Source organism: Candidatus Pelagibacter bacterium nBUS_28 (assembly GCF_051200915.1).
Lineage (GTDB): Bacteria > Pseudomonadota > Alphaproteobacteria > Pelagibacterales > Pelagibacteraceae > Pelagibacter.
On record NZ_CP172844.1, the window covers coordinates 206,689 to 222,678 of the forward strand.

General features: G+C 29.5%; 14 protein-coding genes, 1 tRNA gene and 1 pseudogene. 11 read left to right on the top strand and 5 right to left on the bottom strand.

The window, feature by feature from the left end; genetic code table 11:
- The first annotated feature begins 37 nt into the window (after nt 1-37).
- From ybgF to ACIJYC_RS01090, 7 genes and pseudogenes are all read left to right on the top strand, one after another.
- Nucleotides 38-1,032 (top strand): annotated as a pseudogene (gene ybgF, locus ACIJYC_RS01060) (tol-pal system protein YbgF).
- Nucleotides 992-2,017, top strand: coding sequence for a tRNA lysidine(34) synthetase TilS (tilS, locus tag ACIJYC_RS01065; protein WP_435166826.1), 1,026 nt, complete (start codon nt 992-994; stop codon nt 2,015-2,017). Before ybgF ends, tilS begins: the two are co-directional and overlap by 41 nt.
- A gap of 60 nt (nt 2,018-2,077) precedes the next feature.
- The gene (ftsH, locus tag ACIJYC_RS01070; protein ID WP_435168066.1) at nt 2,078-3,991 is read left to right on the top strand and encodes an ATP-dependent zinc metalloprotease FtsH; all 1,914 of its coding nucleotides are present in this window, start codon (nt 2,078-2,080) and stop codon (nt 3,989-3,991) included.
- 8 nt (nt 3,992-3,999) lie between these two features.
- Nucleotides 4,000-5,052, top strand: a complete 1,053-nt coding sequence (gene folP / locus ACIJYC_RS01075; protein WP_435166829.1) for a dihydropteroate synthase — start codon at nt 4,000-4,002, stop codon at nt 5,050-5,052.
- Nucleotides 5,052-6,383 carry a phosphoglucosamine mutase gene (gene glmM, locus ACIJYC_RS01080; protein ID WP_435166832.1) on the top strand — a complete coding sequence of 444 codons (1,332 nt, stop codon included), beginning with the start codon at nt 5,052-5,054 and terminating at the stop codon, nt 6,381-6,383. Before folP ends, glmM begins: the two co-directional genes overlap by 1 nt.
- Nucleotides 6,380-7,192, top strand: coding sequence for a bifunctional hydroxymethylpyrimidine kinase/phosphomethylpyrimidine kinase (gene thiD / locus ACIJYC_RS01085; protein ID WP_435166835.1), 813 nt, complete (start codon nt 6,380-6,382; stop codon nt 7,190-7,192). The genes glmM and thiD overlap by 4 nt, the downstream gene beginning before the upstream one ends.
- Nucleotides 7,192-8,484 carry an adenylosuccinate synthase gene (locus ACIJYC_RS01090; protein WP_435166837.1) on the top strand — a complete coding sequence of 431 codons (1,293 nt, stop codon included), beginning with the start codon at nt 7,192-7,194 and terminating at the stop codon, nt 8,482-8,484. The genes thiD and ACIJYC_RS01090 overlap by 1 nt, the downstream gene beginning before the upstream one ends.
- Here the strand turns inward: ACIJYC_RS01090 and rpoH are convergent.
- Nucleotides 8,481-9,374 (bottom strand): RNA polymerase sigma factor RpoH, encoded by an 894-nt coding sequence (rpoH, locus tag ACIJYC_RS01095; RefSeq protein WP_435166840.1) that lies wholly within the window; start codon nt 9,372-9,374, stop codon nt 8,481-8,483. The two genes, ACIJYC_RS01090 and rpoH, sit on opposite strands and share 4 nt — an antisense overlap.
- 41 nt (nt 9,375-9,415) lie before the next feature.
- On the bottom strand, nt 9,416-10,396 hold the full coding sequence (locus ACIJYC_RS01100; RefSeq protein WP_435166842.1) for an RluA family pseudouridine synthase: 981 nt from the start codon (nt 10,394-10,396) through the stop codon (nt 9,416-9,418).
- 23 nt (nt 10,397-10,419) lie between these two features.
- On the opposite strand from ACIJYC_RS01100, the gene ACIJYC_RS01105 reads away from it, so the two are divergent.
- A tRNA-Arg gene (locus ACIJYC_RS01105) sits at nt 10,420-10,496 on the top strand.
- A gap of 2 nt (nt 10,497-10,498) precedes the next feature.
- Here the strand turns inward: ACIJYC_RS01105 and ACIJYC_RS01110 are convergent.
- The 3 genes from ACIJYC_RS01110 to ACIJYC_RS01120 are packed head-to-tail and all read right to left on the bottom strand — an operon-like array spanning nt 10,499 to nt 12,947.
- Nucleotides 10,499-11,290, bottom strand: coding sequence for an ABC transporter permease (locus ACIJYC_RS01110; protein WP_435166844.1), 792 nt, complete (start codon nt 11,288-11,290; stop codon nt 10,499-10,501).
- Nucleotides 11,277-12,014 (bottom strand): ABC transporter ATP-binding protein, encoded by a 738-nt coding sequence (locus ACIJYC_RS01115; protein WP_435166847.1) that lies wholly within the window; start codon nt 12,012-12,014, stop codon nt 11,277-11,279. The genes ACIJYC_RS01110 and ACIJYC_RS01115 overlap by 14 nt, the downstream gene beginning before the upstream one ends.
- Nucleotides 12,015-12,947 (bottom strand): L-threonylcarbamoyladenylate synthase, encoded by a 933-nt coding sequence (locus ACIJYC_RS01120; protein ID WP_435166850.1) that lies wholly within the window; start codon nt 12,945-12,947, stop codon nt 12,015-12,017.
- Between the two features lie 20 nt (nt 12,948-12,967).
- Here ACIJYC_RS01120 and ACIJYC_RS01125 point away from each other — a divergent pair, with 20 nt between their 5' ends.
- The 3 genes from ACIJYC_RS01125 to dxs are packed head-to-tail and all read left to right on the top strand — an operon-like array spanning nt 12,968 to nt 15,986.
- Complete coding sequence (locus ACIJYC_RS01125) at nt 12,968-13,204, top strand: exonuclease VII small subunit (protein ID WP_435166853.1); 237 nt, start codon at nt 12,968-12,970, stop codon at nt 13,202-13,204.
- Nucleotides 13,201-14,073, top strand: a complete 873-nt coding sequence (locus ACIJYC_RS01130) for a polyprenyl synthetase family protein (RefSeq protein WP_435166856.1) — start codon at nt 13,201-13,203, stop codon at nt 14,071-14,073. Before ACIJYC_RS01125 ends, ACIJYC_RS01130 begins: the two co-directional genes overlap by 4 nt.
- A complete protein-coding gene (dxs, locus tag ACIJYC_RS01135) occupies nt 14,073-15,986 on the top strand; it encodes a 1-deoxy-D-xylulose-5-phosphate synthase (RefSeq protein WP_435166858.1) in 1,914 nt (637 codons plus the stop codon). Before ACIJYC_RS01130 ends, dxs begins: the two co-directional genes overlap by 1 nt.
- Nucleotides 15,987-15,990: the final 4 nt, after the last annotated feature.

The following is a 15,990-nucleotide window of genomic DNA, read 5'->3' on the forward strand; positions in this document are numbered from 1 at the left end:
TTTTTTGCCATTTTTATAACCATAAATCTAAACATTAATGAGATTTACATTAAAATTAATATTCATAGTTTTATTTAATTTAAGTTTTTTACAAAATTCTTTTTCAGATAATCATAACATTTATGAAACTTTAGAAATTATTAAGAATGATCTCAAAACTCTTGAGAGAGCAGTTTATTCTGGTTCGATCGAAATAAAGACTTCAACTAATGAACAGTCAAATATTGTGCTAGATAGTAACTCAGAGGATGTACTAACGAGGCATTTATTAAAATTATCTGAAGTTGAAGATCAATTTCGACAATTAACTAATAAATTTGAAGAAATTAATTTTAAGCTCGATAAATTATCAAATAGATTGTCAAAAATTCAGGCTGATAATCAGATAAGATTTCAAGATATAGAGTCTTCGATAAGTTCGGGCGAGAGTACCACACAATTATCCTCTAAGCCAAAAACAGATACAACAAAAAGTGAAATATTACCAGGGAGTTCGAGCCACAAGATCTTGGTACAATTTCCTATAAAGATACTGAAACGTCTGAAACATCGCAACAAATTCAATCTGTAGATACTACTGCAACTGTTGTGACAGAAACTTTTCAAGCTGAGGAAAAAATATTGCCACAAGATTTATCACCAAAAAAACAATATGAATTTGCGACAAGTTTTTTAAAGGTCGGAGACTATAGTACAGCTGAAAGAGCTTTTAGAGAATTTGTACTTTCTAATAGTGAACACGAACTAGCTGGCAGTGCTCAGTACTGGTATGCAGAAACTTTTAGAATAAGACAACTTTACACTGATGCTGCGTCAGCTTATTTAGAAGGTTATCAAAAATATCCAAAAGGTATTAAGGCGCCTATAAATTTGTTAAAGCTTGGTGTATCAATGGTTCAAATTGGAGAAAAAGACCAAGGATGTAAAATGATAAATGGAGTAGAGTTGCAATATCCTAAAGCCAATCAATCAGTAATTCAAAAAGCAAAATATGAGTCTAAAAAATTTGAATGTATCAAAGAAGACTCGTAAGTTTTTATTAGATAAATTAAAAGATAGTCGAACTCTTCAAATTTACAAAAAATTTGAAAGTAACTTACCAGTCAAAGATAATTTTATTATAGCTGTTTCAGGTGGTCCAGATAGTCTTGCATTATCTTTTTTAGCAAAAATTTATTCAATTAAAAGATCTATAGACATTAAATACTTTATGGTAGATCATAAGTTGAGAAAAAACTCTACTTTAGAAGCAAAATCTGTTCAAAAAAAATTAAAAAATTTTTCTATAAAATTACATATTTTAACCTGGAAGGGTGCTAAACCAAAAAAAAATATACAATCGATTGCTAGAGAAAAAAGATACAAGCTATTAACCGATTTTGCAAAAAAGTATAAAATACAAAATATTTTACTTGGTCATCATTTAGATGATTTATTTGAAAATTTTTTTATAAGAATTTTAAGAGGCAGTGGTCTAAAGGGATTAATCTCACTAGATAAAGAGACACATAAAAATCAGATTAATTTGATTAGACCTTTAATCAAAATAGATAAAAAAGATCTAATATATATAAGTAATTATATTTTTGGATCATATATTAAAGACCCATCAAATGAAGATAATAATTTTAAAAGGGTAAAAATAAGAAATTTTTTAAAACAATTAAGTTTAGAGGGTTTTGATAGAAAAAAGTTTTTTTTAACAATTAAAAATCTTAAATTTGCAAATGAGAATATAGAATTTTATACTAAAAAAAACTTAGAGGACAATGTAACAATTTTAAGCCAAAAAAATAATGTTATTCTAAAGGAAAATTTTTTTTCTCAGTCAAATGAAGTTATATTTAGGTCTTTAGCTGAGGTAATTAAAATTGTAGGTAAGAAATATTATGCTGTCAGAGGAAAAAAAATTGATAAAGTTGTCGACTTAATTAACTCTAAATCTTCCTTTAAAGTTACTCTAGGAGGATGTATTATTAAAAAGGTTAATGAAACCATAATTTTGTCCAAAGAGTAACAAAATTCATTTAATTAATGATATTTTGTCACTTGTTTAACTCACAATAATTATTATCTTATCACTATGAATTTAAAAAATCTGGCAATGTGGGGAATTATTGTATTCCTAACTATTGGTCTTTATAATATGTTTAAAAACCCTCAATCAAATATTAGAGGTGGCAATCAAATAATTTTTTCTGAATTTTTAACCTCTGTTGAAAACGGAGAAGTTTTAAAAGTTGAGATCCAAGGAAATAACATAAAAGGTGTATTTTCAAATGGCAATTCATTTTCAACTTACTCACCTAATGATCCGAATTTAATTGAAAAATTATCAGACAAAGGAGTAAGTATTTCTGCTTCACCTTTAGAAGAAAAAATGCCTTCATTGTTTGGAGTTCTTTTATCTTGGTTCCCAATGTTGCTGCTAATAGCTGTTTGGATTTTCTTTATGAGACAAATGCAAGGTGGCAAAGGTGGGGCTATGGGATTTGGAAAATCAAAAGCTAAAATGATGAATGAGCTTAAAGGAAAAGTTACATTTAATGACGTTGCCGGCGTTGAAGAAGCAAAAGAAGAAGTGGAAGAAATTGTAGAATTTTTGAAAGATCCAAAAAAGTTTAGTAGACTAGGTGGAAAAATTCCCCGAGGAGCTTTATTGGTTGGACCCCCTGGAACTGGTAAAACATTATTGGCTAGAGCAATTGCCGGAGAAGCTGATGTTCCATTTTTTACTATTTCAGGTTCAGATTTTGTTGAAATGTTTGTTGGAGTTGGTGCTTCAAGGGTCAGAGATATGTTTGAACAAGGTAAAAAAAATTCACCATGTATAATTTTTATAGATGAGATTGATGCAGTTGGTCGTAGTAGAGGCGCAGGTTTAGGTGGAGGAAATGATGAAAGAGAGCAAACTTTAAATCAGCTGTTAGTTGAAATGGATGGATTTGACACTAACGAGGGTGTTATAATTATTGCAGCTACTAACAGACCAGATGTACTTGATCCAGCTTTGTTAAGACCAGGTAGATTTGATAGACAAGTTGTTGTTTCAAATCCCGATATAATAGGAAGAGAAAAAATTTTAAAAGTTCATGTTAAAAAAATTAAGATGGCACCTGATGTTAATTTAAGAACTATAGCAAGAGGCACACCTGGATTTTCAGGAGCAGATTTAGCCAACCTAGTAAACGAGTCGGCTTTATTGGCAGCAAGAAAAAATAAAAGAATTGTGACTTTAGTTGAATTTGAAGAAGCCAAAGACAAAGTAATGATGGGATCTGAAAGGCGTTCTATGGTGATGACTGAAGATGAAAAGAAATTAACAGCATACCACGAAGGAGGTCATGCTTTAGTTTCATTTAATATGCCAAGCTATGACCCAATACATAAAGCAACAATTATTCCAAGAGGGCGAGCTTTAGGTATGGTTATGAATTTACCTGAAAGAGATAAGCATGGATATTCTATAAAATATCTAAAAGCTAGAATGGCAGTGTGTTTCGGGGGAAGAGTTGCAGAAGAGTTAATATTTGGAAAGGACAATATTTCTACTGGAGCAGGTGGTGGTAGTGGATCAGATATTAATCAAGCCACACAACTTGCTAGAGCCATGGTTACAAAATATGGAATGAGTGAGGAAATGGGACCAATTGAATATGGCGAAAACCAAGAAGAGGTATTTTTAGGAAGATCAGTTACGCAAACACAATCTGTTTCAGAGGAGGTAGCTCAAAAAATAGATAAAGAAATTAGAAAGTTGGTTGATGAAGGCTATAATCAGGCTACAAAAATATTAACTGAAAAAATTGATGATCTACATAAAATTGCTAAAGCTCTAATTACTTATGAGACTTTAACAGGTGAAGAAATAGAGAATATAATTAACAAAAATGTATATCCGAAAGACAAAGTGGTCGAAAAACCTGAAGAAAATGATGATCAAAGCTCAGCCTTAGGTGCTATGGGTTTAAAACCAAAAATAGTTCATTAACAAATCAAATGAGAAGATATTACACTAGGGTGTGTAATTTCTATTATGGAAACGAGTCAAGATTGCTGGTTGATAGCAATAAAGCGATTCCTCTTAATGGTAATAAAAATATTTCATTTGACCATATAGAAATAATATCAAGAACTTCAAAAAAAAAAATTTCTATAAATAAGATTAATGGCCTCACAAAATCATTAAAAAGATTAATCAAATTTGATTTAAAAAAAATAAAATCAAAAAAAAAAAATTTTTCAAATTTAAATTTTTTACAGATTCCAAATATAATGGGAGTATTGAATCTCACGCCAGATAGTTTTTCTGATGGAGGAAAGTTTAATACAAGCAAGAAAGGTTTAAAACATGCTTTAGAGATGTTTAATTCAGGAGCAAATATTATCGATATAGGTGGGGAGTCTACTCGTCCAGGATCAAAATCAGTAGATAATAAAATAGAATGGAAAAGAATAGATAAAATTATTCAATTGATTGCAAAAAAAATTCCAATTTCATTAGATACCAGAAAATCTGATGTTATGAAAAAAGGAATTAAGTATGGAGTAAAAATTATTAACGATGTTTCTGGATTGGAATACGACTCTGAAACTATAAATGTTTTAAAAAAATACAAGATACCTTTTGTCATACAGCATTCAAAAGGAACACCTGAGAATATGCAGAATAAGCCCAGGTATAAAAATGAATTATTAGATATTTATGATTTTTTTGAACAGAAAATTAAATATTTAAAAAAAATTGGTATTAAACACAATAATATTATCATTGATCCAGGTATAGGTTTTGGAAAAATTTTGAAACATAATATTAATCTTATTAGCAATATTTCTATTTTTCATTCATTAGGTTTTCCTATACTTGTGGGTAATTCAAAAAAGAGATTTATAAAAGAAATAGCAGGAAAAAATGATAGCAAAGTTAGAATTGGAGGAACAGTAGCATCTTCAATTTATCTAATGATGCAGGGTATACAAATTTTAAGAATTCATGATGTAAATGAATTACTTCAAGGTATAAAAGTTTTCAGAAAAATAATTAAAAATTAATGACAAAAAAATATTTTGGTACTGATGGAATTAGAGGTACAATAAATAGCAAACATATTAATGGAGATATGTTTTTTAAGTTTGGATTAGCATCAGGAACATATTTTAGATCTCAAAAAAAAATAAAACAAACTGCGATTATTGCTAAAGACACTAGATTATCTGGTTATACACTTGAGCCCGCACTTGTTTCAGGATTAGCTTCAGCTGGAATGCACGTTTATACTTTTGGCCCTATGCCAACAAATGGTTTAGCAATGCTTACTAAAACAATGAAAGCCAACATGGGCATTATGATAACTGCTTCTCATAATCCTCATAATGATAATGGTTTAAAACTGTTTGGTCCAGATGGAATGAAGTTGTCTGATAAAATTGAAAAAAAAATTGAAAAATTAATAGATAAAAAAATTTCCAAAAATCTTTCTAGTCCTGAAAAATTAGGTAGAGTAAAAAGATTAGAAAGTGGGACAAAAGAATATTTAAAAATTTTAAAAAAAAATTTTCCAAAAGAATTTAATTTAAGAGGACTTAGAATAGTAATCGATTGTGCAAATGGTGCAGGTTATAAAGCTGGACCAGAGCTACTGAGGTCTTTAGGAGCAAAAGTGATTACAATTGGTGTAAATCCAAATGGAACAAATATTAATAAAAACTGTGGTTCGACATATCCAAATAAAATTAAAATCGCAGTTAAAAAATATAAAGCTCATCTTGGTATTTCTTTAGATGGTGATGCTGATAGAATTATAATGAGCGATGAAGTTGGTAATATAATTGATGGAGATCAAATAATTGCAGCTATAGCTACTAGATGGAAAAATAAAAAAATGCTAAAGGGTGGGGTAATTGGAACCTTGATGTCTAATTATGGTTTAGAAAAATTTTTTGAAACAAATAAAATTAGATTTATTAGAGCAAATGTTGGGGATAGATATGTAAAAGAACAAATGCAAAAAAATAATTTTAATTTAGGTGGTGAACAATCTGGACATATTATTTTAGGTAAATTTGCAACAACAGGAGATGGGTTGTTAGTGGCATTAGAAGTTTTATTTGCAATAAGAAAAGGAAAAAAAGCTAGTTCTTTCTTTAACAAGTTCAAAAAAACTCCCCAAATTCTTGAAAATATTTTAGTTAAAGATAAATCAATCATTAATAAACCTGATGTAAAAAAATCTATTAAAAAAGCAAAAAAATTAATGAACGGTAATGGAAGAATACTGGTAAGAGCATCAGGCACAGAGTCAAAAATAAGAGTTATGGGTGAAAGTGAAAATAAAAAACTTTTAGAAAAGTGTTTAAATATTATTTTAGCTAAAATAAAGTGAAGCCTAATTCTAGAGTGTTAATCATCGCAGGATCTGATTCATCAGGTGGAGCTGGAATTCAAGCTGATATTAAAACTATTACTGCTCTTGGATCTTATGCAATGACTGCAATTACGGCTATTACCGCTCAAAATACAACGGGAGTCAAATCAATAGTCCCAATTCCACCAGAAGAAATTGTAAATCAGATTTTATTTACAGCTAAAGATATTAAGCCTGACGCGATTAAAATTGGAATGTTACATTCAACTAAAGTAATTGAGGCAGTTATCAATTCTCTTAAAAATATTAAAATAAATAATATAGTTCTTGATCCAGTAATGGTTGCAAAAGGTGGAGCAAAATTAATAGATAATAAGGCTATTAAGTTATTAAAAAAAAAATTGATAATGAGAGCGTCATTAATCACTCCAAATATTCCTGAAGCTGAAATATTAACCAATACGATTATCACTTGTAAAGAGGATATGATCTTTGCAGCTTACAAATTAATCGAAATTGGAGCAAATAATGTATTAATTAAAGGTGGGCACCTTCCCTCAAACAATGTCCAAGATATATTTGTTTCAAAATCTGATATTAAAATTTTTAATAGTAAGAGATATAATACTAAAAATACTCATGGAACAGGTTGCACCTTATCTAGTGCAATCACCACCTTTTTATCATGTGGAAAACCTATAAAGAAATCTTGTGAGCTTGGGATTAAATATGTAAGTTTGGGAATTAAAACTAATCCCAAATATGGTAAAGGTCATGGCCCAATTAATCATCTTCATACAATTAATATAGAAAGAAAATTTAGGTAATGAAAAATATAGTTGTAGTTGGATCTCAGTGGGGAGATGAAGGAAAGGGTAAAATTGTAGACTGGCTTTCAGAGCAAGCTGATGTAGTAATTAGATTTCAAGGAGGTCATAATGCAGGTCACACATTAGTAATTGATGGCGTGACTTATAAATTAAGACTATTACCATCTGGAATTGTAAGAAAAAATAAAATTTCAATTATTGGAAATGGAGTTGTAGTTGACCCATGGGCATTATTAGAGGAGATTGATGAAATAAAATCAAAAGGTGTGGATGTAAACATCAATAATTTTATTATTTCTGAAGCAGCAAACTTAATTTTACCATTTCACAGAGAGATGGATGAAATTAGAGAAGATGCTGCAGGTAAAGGTAAAATTGGAACAACTAGAAGAGGTATTGGCCCAGCCTATGAGGATAAAGTTGGCAGAAGATCTATAAGAGTAATGGATCTAAGGTCAGAAAAAAATTTAGATCAAAGATTAGAGTCAGTATTAGTTCATCATAATGCGATCAGAAAAGGTCTTGGAAAAAAAATTTTTGAAAAAGAACAGCTAAAATCAGACTTATTAAAAATTGCACCTCAAATATTAAAGTTTTCTCAGCCAGTTTGGTTAAAAATTGATGAGTTTAAGAAACAAAAAAAGAAAATTTTGTTCGAAGGTGCTCAAGGAATATTATTAGATGTGGACCATGGTACTTATCCCTATGTAACATCTTCTAACACGGTTGCATCAAGTGCTGCAACAGGTACAGGATGTGGCCCAAATTCAATTAATTATGTTTTGGGAATTACAAAAGCTTACACAACTAGAGTTGGAGAAGGTCCTTTTCCAACTGAATTAACTGATGATGTGGGTGAATTATTAGGTACACGTGGAAAAGAGTTTGGCACTGTGACTAGTAGAAAAAGAAGATGTGGTTGGTTTGATGGTGTATTGGTAAGACAAACAATAAAAATTTCAGGTATAGATGGTATTGCACTTACTAAACTTGATGTTCTTGATGAACTAGATGAAATTAAAATGTGTGTTGAATATGAACTTGACGAAAAAAAAATTGATTATTTGCCTGCTGCTGTTGAAGATCAATTAAAAATAAAGCCAGTCTATAAAATATTTCCTGGATGGAAAACATCTACTAATGGTATTAAAGATATGGATGATTTACCTGAAAATGCAAAAAAATATATTTATGCAGTAGAAGAGTTTATAGGCGCTAAAGTCTCAAGTGTATCAACTAGTCCTGAAAGAGATGATACTATTTTAGTTGAAAATCCTTTTGATATTTAATTTACTGGTAGCAGGTTTTTAGATTTTGCCATTAGTAACATTTGTTTTTGTAATTTTTCAAATGCTTTATTTTCAATTTGTCTTACTCTTTCTCTGCTAATTTTATGTTTTTTACTTAAATCTTCCAAAGTTGTTGGATTATCATTTAATCTTCTAGAATATAAAATTTCTTTTTCTCTTTCATTCAAGACTTTGATTGAATTTTTTAATAAATCTTTTCTCTGCTCCATTTCTTCTTGGTGTGCAAACTTTAAATCATGATCTAGTTCTTTATCAACTAACCAATCTTGCCATTCATCTCCATCTTCACCTACTTGAGCGTTTAATGAAAATTCTTTACCAGAAAGTCTTCTATTCATTGAAACAACTTCATCCTTACTTACATCTAATTTATTAGCTATTTCATTTACATGTTCGTCTCTTAAATCACCTTCAGTTTGAGGAGCAATTTGATTTTTTATTTTTTTTAGATTAAAGAATAATTTTTTTTGAGCTGTAGTAGTTCCTATTTTAACTAAGCTCCAAGATCTTAATATATATTCTTGAATAGATGCTTTTATCCACCACATAGCATATGTGGCTAATCTAAAACCTTTTTCAGGTTCAAATTTTTTGACTGCTTGCATGAGACCAACATTACCTTCAGAAATCATTTCATTCACAGGAAGTCCATATCCTTTGTACCCCATTGCAATTTTAGCAACTAGTCTCAAATGACTTGTTACTAATTTTTCAGCTGCTTTTATATTTCCTGTAGTTTTCCAATTTTTAGCTAACATATATTCTTCTTCTGCAGCTAACATTGGAAACTTTTTTATTTGTTCTAAATATGCAGAGAGACCTCCCTCATTTGAAAGAGCTGGTACGTTGTTATTATAAGTTGCGTTCATGACTGTATTTATTTAATTAACTATTTTAAATTTTCAATGATTTATTCGCTAGTATTTCTAAGCATTTTTAATAAATTATTTAGTTCTTGTGGCAAAATTGAGGAAAAAATTATTTCCTCATTAGTTTTGGGATGAATAAATCCTAGAGTTTTTGCATGCAAAAATTGTCTATCTAAATTTGAAATAGAGCTTTCTATTCCCATATCAATATTTTTTAACTTCTTATATTTTTTTTTATATTTATCATCTCCAACAATACTATTTCCCAGATAAGTCATATGGACACGAATTTGATGAGTTCTTCCAGTTTCTAATTTACACTCTACTAAACTTAATGTTGGAGTTTTATCGTTTTCAAAAATTTCAATCGTTTTATAATTTGTAATTGCTTGCTTACCTTTCGATCGACTAACTTCCATTAATTGTCTGTTCTTTGAGCTTCGAGTTATAAAAGTGTCAATTACACCAGATGAAGGTCTTAGTTTTCCCCAAATTAAAAGTTGATAAACTCTTGTGATTGTATGATCACTAAATTGTTTTGATAAGTTTTCATGCGTTTCATTATTTTTTGCAACAACAACTAAACCTGAAGTATTCTTATCAATTCTATGTACAATCCCTGGTCTAAGTTCATCTCCAATAGTTGATAGTGAGTTTTTATCATAATGCATTAAAGCATTAACAATTGTTTTGTCGTAGTTTCCAGCACCTGGGTGCATAATAATTCCAGCTGGTTTGTTAATTACTAAAAGGTCATTATCTTCATGAACTATATCTAGTTTGAAATCATAGGGTTTAAGTGAAGCTTCTTGAGGTTCTGGGATATTGAGGCTTAATTTGTCACCAGTTAAAACTTTTTTGGAGGGATTTTTAATAATTTCGTCATTTAATTTTAGTTTTTCTTTAAGAATTAAATTTTTAATTCTGGTTCGGCTAATCAACCCTTCTCTTTTGTTGATTAAAACATCAACTCTTAGATTATTTTCTTTTTCTTCAACTATAAAATTAATGTTTTTCTCCATAAAATGTAATATTAATACCATATGCGCTTGTAGCTCAACTGGATAGAGCGCCTGACTTCGGATCAGGAGGTTCTGGGTTCGACTCCTAGCAGGCGCGCCAATTTATTCGCCTATATTTATTAAAGTTCCTTTCTCTCTAGCTTTATCAAAAGAGTAGTAAAATACTAATACTGCAGCAATTAGATAAGCACAGTTTAAATAAAGGGCCTGAATGATATTCTCATAATTTACAGATTGATTAACTAAGATATTTCTTGTTTCTTCAAAAATGTAAACCAATGGAAGAGCATAAGCAATTGATTGAAAAATCTCTGGTAAAGTTTCAACTGGGTAATAAATACATCCAAACGGTGCCAGCAAGAACATAGTCGACCATGCAATATTTTCAAAAGATGGACCAAATCTCAACAATCCTGCAGACACAAATAAACCTAGGGTAATTCCAAAAACATATAAACTTAAAAAAAGAAATGCTAGAGGTATGCCTAAATCTAATAAAGAAATTCCAAACAGAGGGGAGGTTAATAATATTGCTGGAACCAAACCGATTAAAGCTCTTATTAAAGCAGTAAAAACAAGTGACACAATAATTTCACTGATTTTCATTGGAGCAATAAATAAGTTGGTGAAATTTCTGCTCCAAATTTCCTCTAAAAATAACATATTAAATCCAATGCTAGTTCTAAATAAGAAATCGTACAGAATTGCACAAGAAAGTATTACGCCAACAGCTCCATTATAATAGGTACTATGGTCAGCAAAAAAATTTGAAATAAATCCCCATAATGTAATTTGAATAGATGGCCAATAAATCAAATCTAAAATTCTAGGAAATGATCTTGTAATTAGATAAAAGTGTCTTAAAAAAAGACCATAAATTCTAGTTAAATTCATTTTTATTTCTCACAAGTTCTAAAAAAACTTCCTCTAAATTTTTTCTTCCATGTTTTGTAATTAAATGATCAGGGGTACCTCTATCTACTATTATGCCACTTTTCATCATCAACACTGTGCCACACAATCTCTTAACCTCATCCATATTATGAGAAGCAAGTAGTACTGATGTTTTATTTTCTTTTTTATAATTTTCTAAAAAAGTTCTAACAAAATCTCCAGTCTCAGGATCCAAAGATGCAGTCGGTTCATCAAGCAAAAGTACAGTGGGATTATTAATTAATGCTTTTGCTAAACTTACTCTATTTTTTTGTCCAGAAGAAAGTTCTCCCGTAATATTATCTAATAGTTCATTTAATCTTAACTTATTGGATAAGTATTCAATTTGATTGTTAAGATTATTTACATTATATAATTTTCCATAGACCACTAAATTTTGCCTTACCGTAAGTTTTTTTGGTAATTCTATGTATGGAGAAATAAAATTCATTTTATGAAGAAGAGAAATTTTTTTTTTTTCAATATCCATTCCATTAATTAAAACTTGTCCACTGGTTGGCTTTAATAATCCAAGCATCATTCCAATTGTAGTTGTTTTTCCACATCCATTTGGTCCTAAGAGACCAACTATTTCATTTTCATTAATTTTAAAGTTTATATTATCTACAGCTTGTTTTGACTTATACCTTTTGGATAAATTAATTACTTCAATAGAATTAGTCATTTAATATTTTGAGGCTCTACTTAATCTGTCATTTATTGTTATGCCAATACCTTTGTTTTGAATTTTTTCAACTGCAATCATTTTATAACCATCTTTTTTAATTTTTCTTAATATTGTGTATAAATTTTTAGCAGATTGTTGAAGATCATTATTTTTACTTAAATAGTAGTAATTTTTAAATTTAGTTTTTCTCTTTTTTATTAATACAAAAGCTTCATTTTTTTTTGGTTTTTTAGCATTTATTCTTAATGGAATACCAGGAGAGTAATGTAGAGGAAATTGTCCAGGTGCAATTTTCTTTTTTGAAGTAGTTTTAACCAAAACTTTTTTATTTAATACTTTTTTTATTTTTAAAATATCTAATCCTCCATATCTAAGTATTATTGGTTTATCTAAAATATTAACAATTGTTGACTCTACGCCTATCTTACATTTTCCCCCATCTAAGACATATTTAATTTTTGATCCAAACTCTTCAATCACATCGGAAGCTTTAACTGAGCTTAATCTAGTAGACATATTTGCACTGGGAGCAGCTAATGGATAATTTAAACTTTTAAGTAGTTTTCTAAACAAAGGATGTTTAGGGAAACGAACAGCGAGACTTTTTTGTTTATTAGTCACAAATTTAGAAATTTTAGAACCTTTCTTTAATTTCAAGATGAACGTAATTGGACCAGGAGAAAACTTATTATATAGCTTGATAAAGTTATCATTAACAACACAATCATCCTCTAGTTTATTAATATCTGAATAATGAACAATCAAAGGGTTGTTAGTAGGTCTTTTTTTTAACTTAAAAATTTTTTTAACAGACTGATCTGAATAAGCATTGCCAGCTAATCCATATACAGTTTCAGTTGGAACAGCTATACAATGATTTTTATCTAAATATTTTTTAGCTTTTTTGATATTTGATTGAATAGATTTCATGTATTAATAATTATTATTATATGAAAGATAAAAATTTACTACCTGATAATAACGATAGCACCCTTGAAGAGCTAACAGACCAAGCAAATCAAATTATAGAATCTTTAGAAAATGAAAAAGATCTAAATAATTCTGTTGAAAGCTATCAACAATTGTTGAAGTTAAATAATATTATTGAAAAAAAATTTCATAAAATTTTTAGATCCATAGGTGAAGAAACTAATAAAAAAGTTAAAGAAATTGTTAAAAAAAAATGAAAACCAAGCTTAATAAGATTGCAAATGATACAAACACTTTTCTAAGAAATTTTCTTTATAAGCAAAATAATTCTAAATTACTACCAGCCATGAAGTATGGCTTATTTCCTGGTGGAAAAAAAATTAGATCTAAAATTTTAATTGATATTGGTTTGTTATTAGCAATAGATTATAAAACATTAATTGCTATTGGTGCTGCTGTAGAGTGTATTCATGCTTATTCCCTAATTCATGATGATTTACCATGTATGGATAATGATAAAATTAGAAGAGGAAAACCATCTGCACACATTAAGTTTGGAGAGTCTACTGCAGTCCTTGCAGGAAACTCATTACTTACAATGGCATTTGAAATTTTATCAAGTCCTACTTTAAAAATAAGTGAAAGAATTAAGATTAATTTAATAAAGAAATTATCTGAATGTTCAGGTCATTTAGGTATAGCAGGTGGTCAATATCTAGATCTAAGTTACGAAAAAAAAAAGATATCTAAAAATAAGATTATAGAAATGGAAATTAAAAAAACAGGGAAGTTATTTAGTTTTTGTTGTGCTGCACCTGCAATTATTAAGAAAAAAAATGTAAAAGAAATTAAATTTTTTGAAAATATTGGCTCCGAAATAGGTTTATTATTTCAAATATCTGATGATTTAATTGATTTCAAAGGTAGCTCAAAAATAGCTGGAAAAAAAACAGGAAAAGATCAAAAAAAAGGTAAAGCTACTTTAATAAGTTTGTTAGGCTATATGAATGCAATTCAATATTGTGATAGAATTATATTAAAAATAAATAAAAATTTAAAAAAATACGGTACAAGTTCTAAACATATAAGAGAAACATTGAATTATATTTTGCATAGAGAGAAGTAGTGAAAAATTATAAATTTTTAAATAATGTAAATTTTCCATCTGATTTAAGAAAACTATCAGAGGATGATTTGCAAAAAGTTTCTGATGAAGTTAGAGAAGAAATGATCAGTGCAGTTTCTGAAACTGGAGGACATTTAGGTGCAGGCTTAGGAGTGGTAGAGCTAACAGTTGCTCTTCATTATGTTTTTGACACACCTAATGATAAATTGATTTGGGATGTTGGACATCAATCTTATCCACATAAAATTTTAACTGGAAGAAAAAATAAGATTAAATCTTTAAGACAAGGAAATGGTTTGTCAGGATTTACAAAAAGATCAGAGAGTGAATACGATCCTTTTGGTGCTGCTCATAGCTCAACATCTATATCTTCAGCCTTAGGAATTGCGGAAGCAAATAAATTAGCAAATAAATCTTCTAATGTAGTTGCGGTAATTGGAGATGGCGCAATCAGTGCAGGAATGGCTTATGAAGCAATGAATAATGCTGGAGCATCAAAAACAAAAATGATTGTTATTTTGAATGATAACGATATGTCAATTGCAAAACCAGTTGGTGCTATGAGAACTTATCTGGCAAAGTTATTTACAGGAAAAATTTATTTTAGTCTGAGAGAAACTATTAAATTGATAATGTCTTCGTTTTCAAAACGATTTAGTGCAAAAGCTGGTAAAGCTGAAGATTTTCTAAGGTCAGCAGTTACGGGAGGAACACTATTTAACTCATTAGGTTTTTATTATGCAGGTCCAATTGATGGTCATGACTTAGATAGTCTTATCCCTATTCTTAAAAATGCAAAGGATTCTAAACATGAAGGACCAATTATGATCCATATTAAAACACAAAAAGGTAAAGGCTATTCTTATGCAGAAAAAGCATCTGACCATTATCATGGTGTTTCAAAATTCAATGTGAAAACAGGTGAACAAGTTAAAAGTGGGAGCAATCTGCCTGCTTATACCAAAGTATTTGCAAATACTTTGGTTAAACATGCTCAAAAAGACAGTAAAATTGTTGGAATCACAGCCGCAATGCCTGGTGGTACAGGTATGGATATTTTTGGAAAAGAATTTCCTAAAAGAATGTTTGACGTTGGTATAGCAGAACAACATGCGGTAACTTTTGCAGCTGGTCTAGCTACAGAAGGTTATAAGCCTTATGCTGCAATTTATTCCACTTTTCTTCAAAGAGCTTACGATCAAGTAGTACATGATGTAGCTATTCAAAGTTTGCCCGTAAGGTTTGCAATAGATAGAGCAGGTCTGGTTGGTGCAGATGGTTCTACACATGCTGGTTCATTTGATATTACATACCTATCAACTCTACCTAATTTTATTGTAATGGCAGCGAGTGATGAAGTTGAGTTAGTAAAAATGATAAATACATCTGTTGATATTAACGATAAACCATGTGCAATCAGGTATCCTAGAGGAACAGGAGTAGGCCTGGATTTACCTTCAATTGAAGAGAAGATTGAAATTGGAAAAGGAAAAATAATTCAACAAGGAAATCAAGTTTGTATTTTAAGTTTAGGAACAAGACTTGAAGAATGCAAATTAGCAGCTGAAGAATTAAAGAATAAAGGTGTGTCAGTAACAATTGTAGATGCAAGATTTGTTAAACCTTTAGATCAAGAACTTATTTTGAAGTGTGCCAGAGAACACGATGTAATGATAACTATTGAAGAAGGATCGATAGGTGGTTTTGGTTCTCATGTTAAAAATTTATTAGCTGAAAAAGGAATATTTGATAAAGGGTTAAAGTTTAGAGCAATGACGTTACCTGATACTTTTATCGAACAAGATAATCCTAAAAAAATGTATGATTTTGCAGGGTTAAATGCTTCACAAATTTCAAAAAAAATTATAGATGTTTTGTTTACTAAAGACTCTATTAAAGTAGTAAAAAATTAATTTT

Excerpts from the sequence above, each read along its gene's own strand:
- tilS (WP_435166826.1), top strand. The coding sequence starts at position 992 with ATGAGTCTAAAAAATTTGAATGTATCAAAGAAGACTCGTAAGTTTTTA.
- folP (WP_435166829.1), top strand. The coding sequence starts at position 4,000 with ATGAGAAGATATTACACTAGGGTGTGTAATTTCTATTATGGAAACGAG.
- glmM (WP_435166832.1), top strand. The coding sequence starts at position 5,052 with ATGACAAAAAAATATTTTGGTACTGATGGAATTAGAGGTACAATAAAT.
- ACIJYC_RS01090 (WP_435166837.1), top strand. The coding sequence starts at position 7,192 with ATGAAAAATATAGTTGTAGTTGGATCTCAGTGGGGAGATGAAGGAAAG.
- rpoH (WP_435166840.1), bottom strand. The coding sequence starts at position 9,374 with ATGAACGCAACTTATAATAACAACGTACCAGCTCTTTCAAATGAGGGA.
- ACIJYC_RS01100 (WP_435166842.1), bottom strand. The coding sequence starts at position 10,396 with ATGGAGAAAAACATTAATTTTATAGTTGAAGAAAAAGAAAATAATCTA.
- ACIJYC_RS01110 (WP_435166844.1), bottom strand. The coding sequence starts at position 11,290 with ATGAATTTAACTAGAATTTATGGTCTTTTTTTAAGACACTTTTATCTA.
- ACIJYC_RS01115 (WP_435166847.1), bottom strand. The coding sequence starts at position 12,014 with ATGACTAATTCTATTGAAGTAATTAATTTATCCAAAAGGTATAAGTCA.
- ACIJYC_RS01120 (WP_435166850.1), bottom strand. The coding sequence starts at position 12,947 with ATGAAATCTATTCAATCAAATATCAAAAAAGCTAAAAAATATTTAGAT.
- ACIJYC_RS01125 (WP_435166853.1), top strand. The coding sequence starts at position 12,968 with ATGAAAGATAAAAATTTACTACCTGATAATAACGATAGCACCCTTGAA.
- ACIJYC_RS01130 (WP_435166856.1), top strand. The coding sequence starts at position 13,201 with ATGAAAACCAAGCTTAATAAGATTGCAAATGATACAAACACTTTTCTA.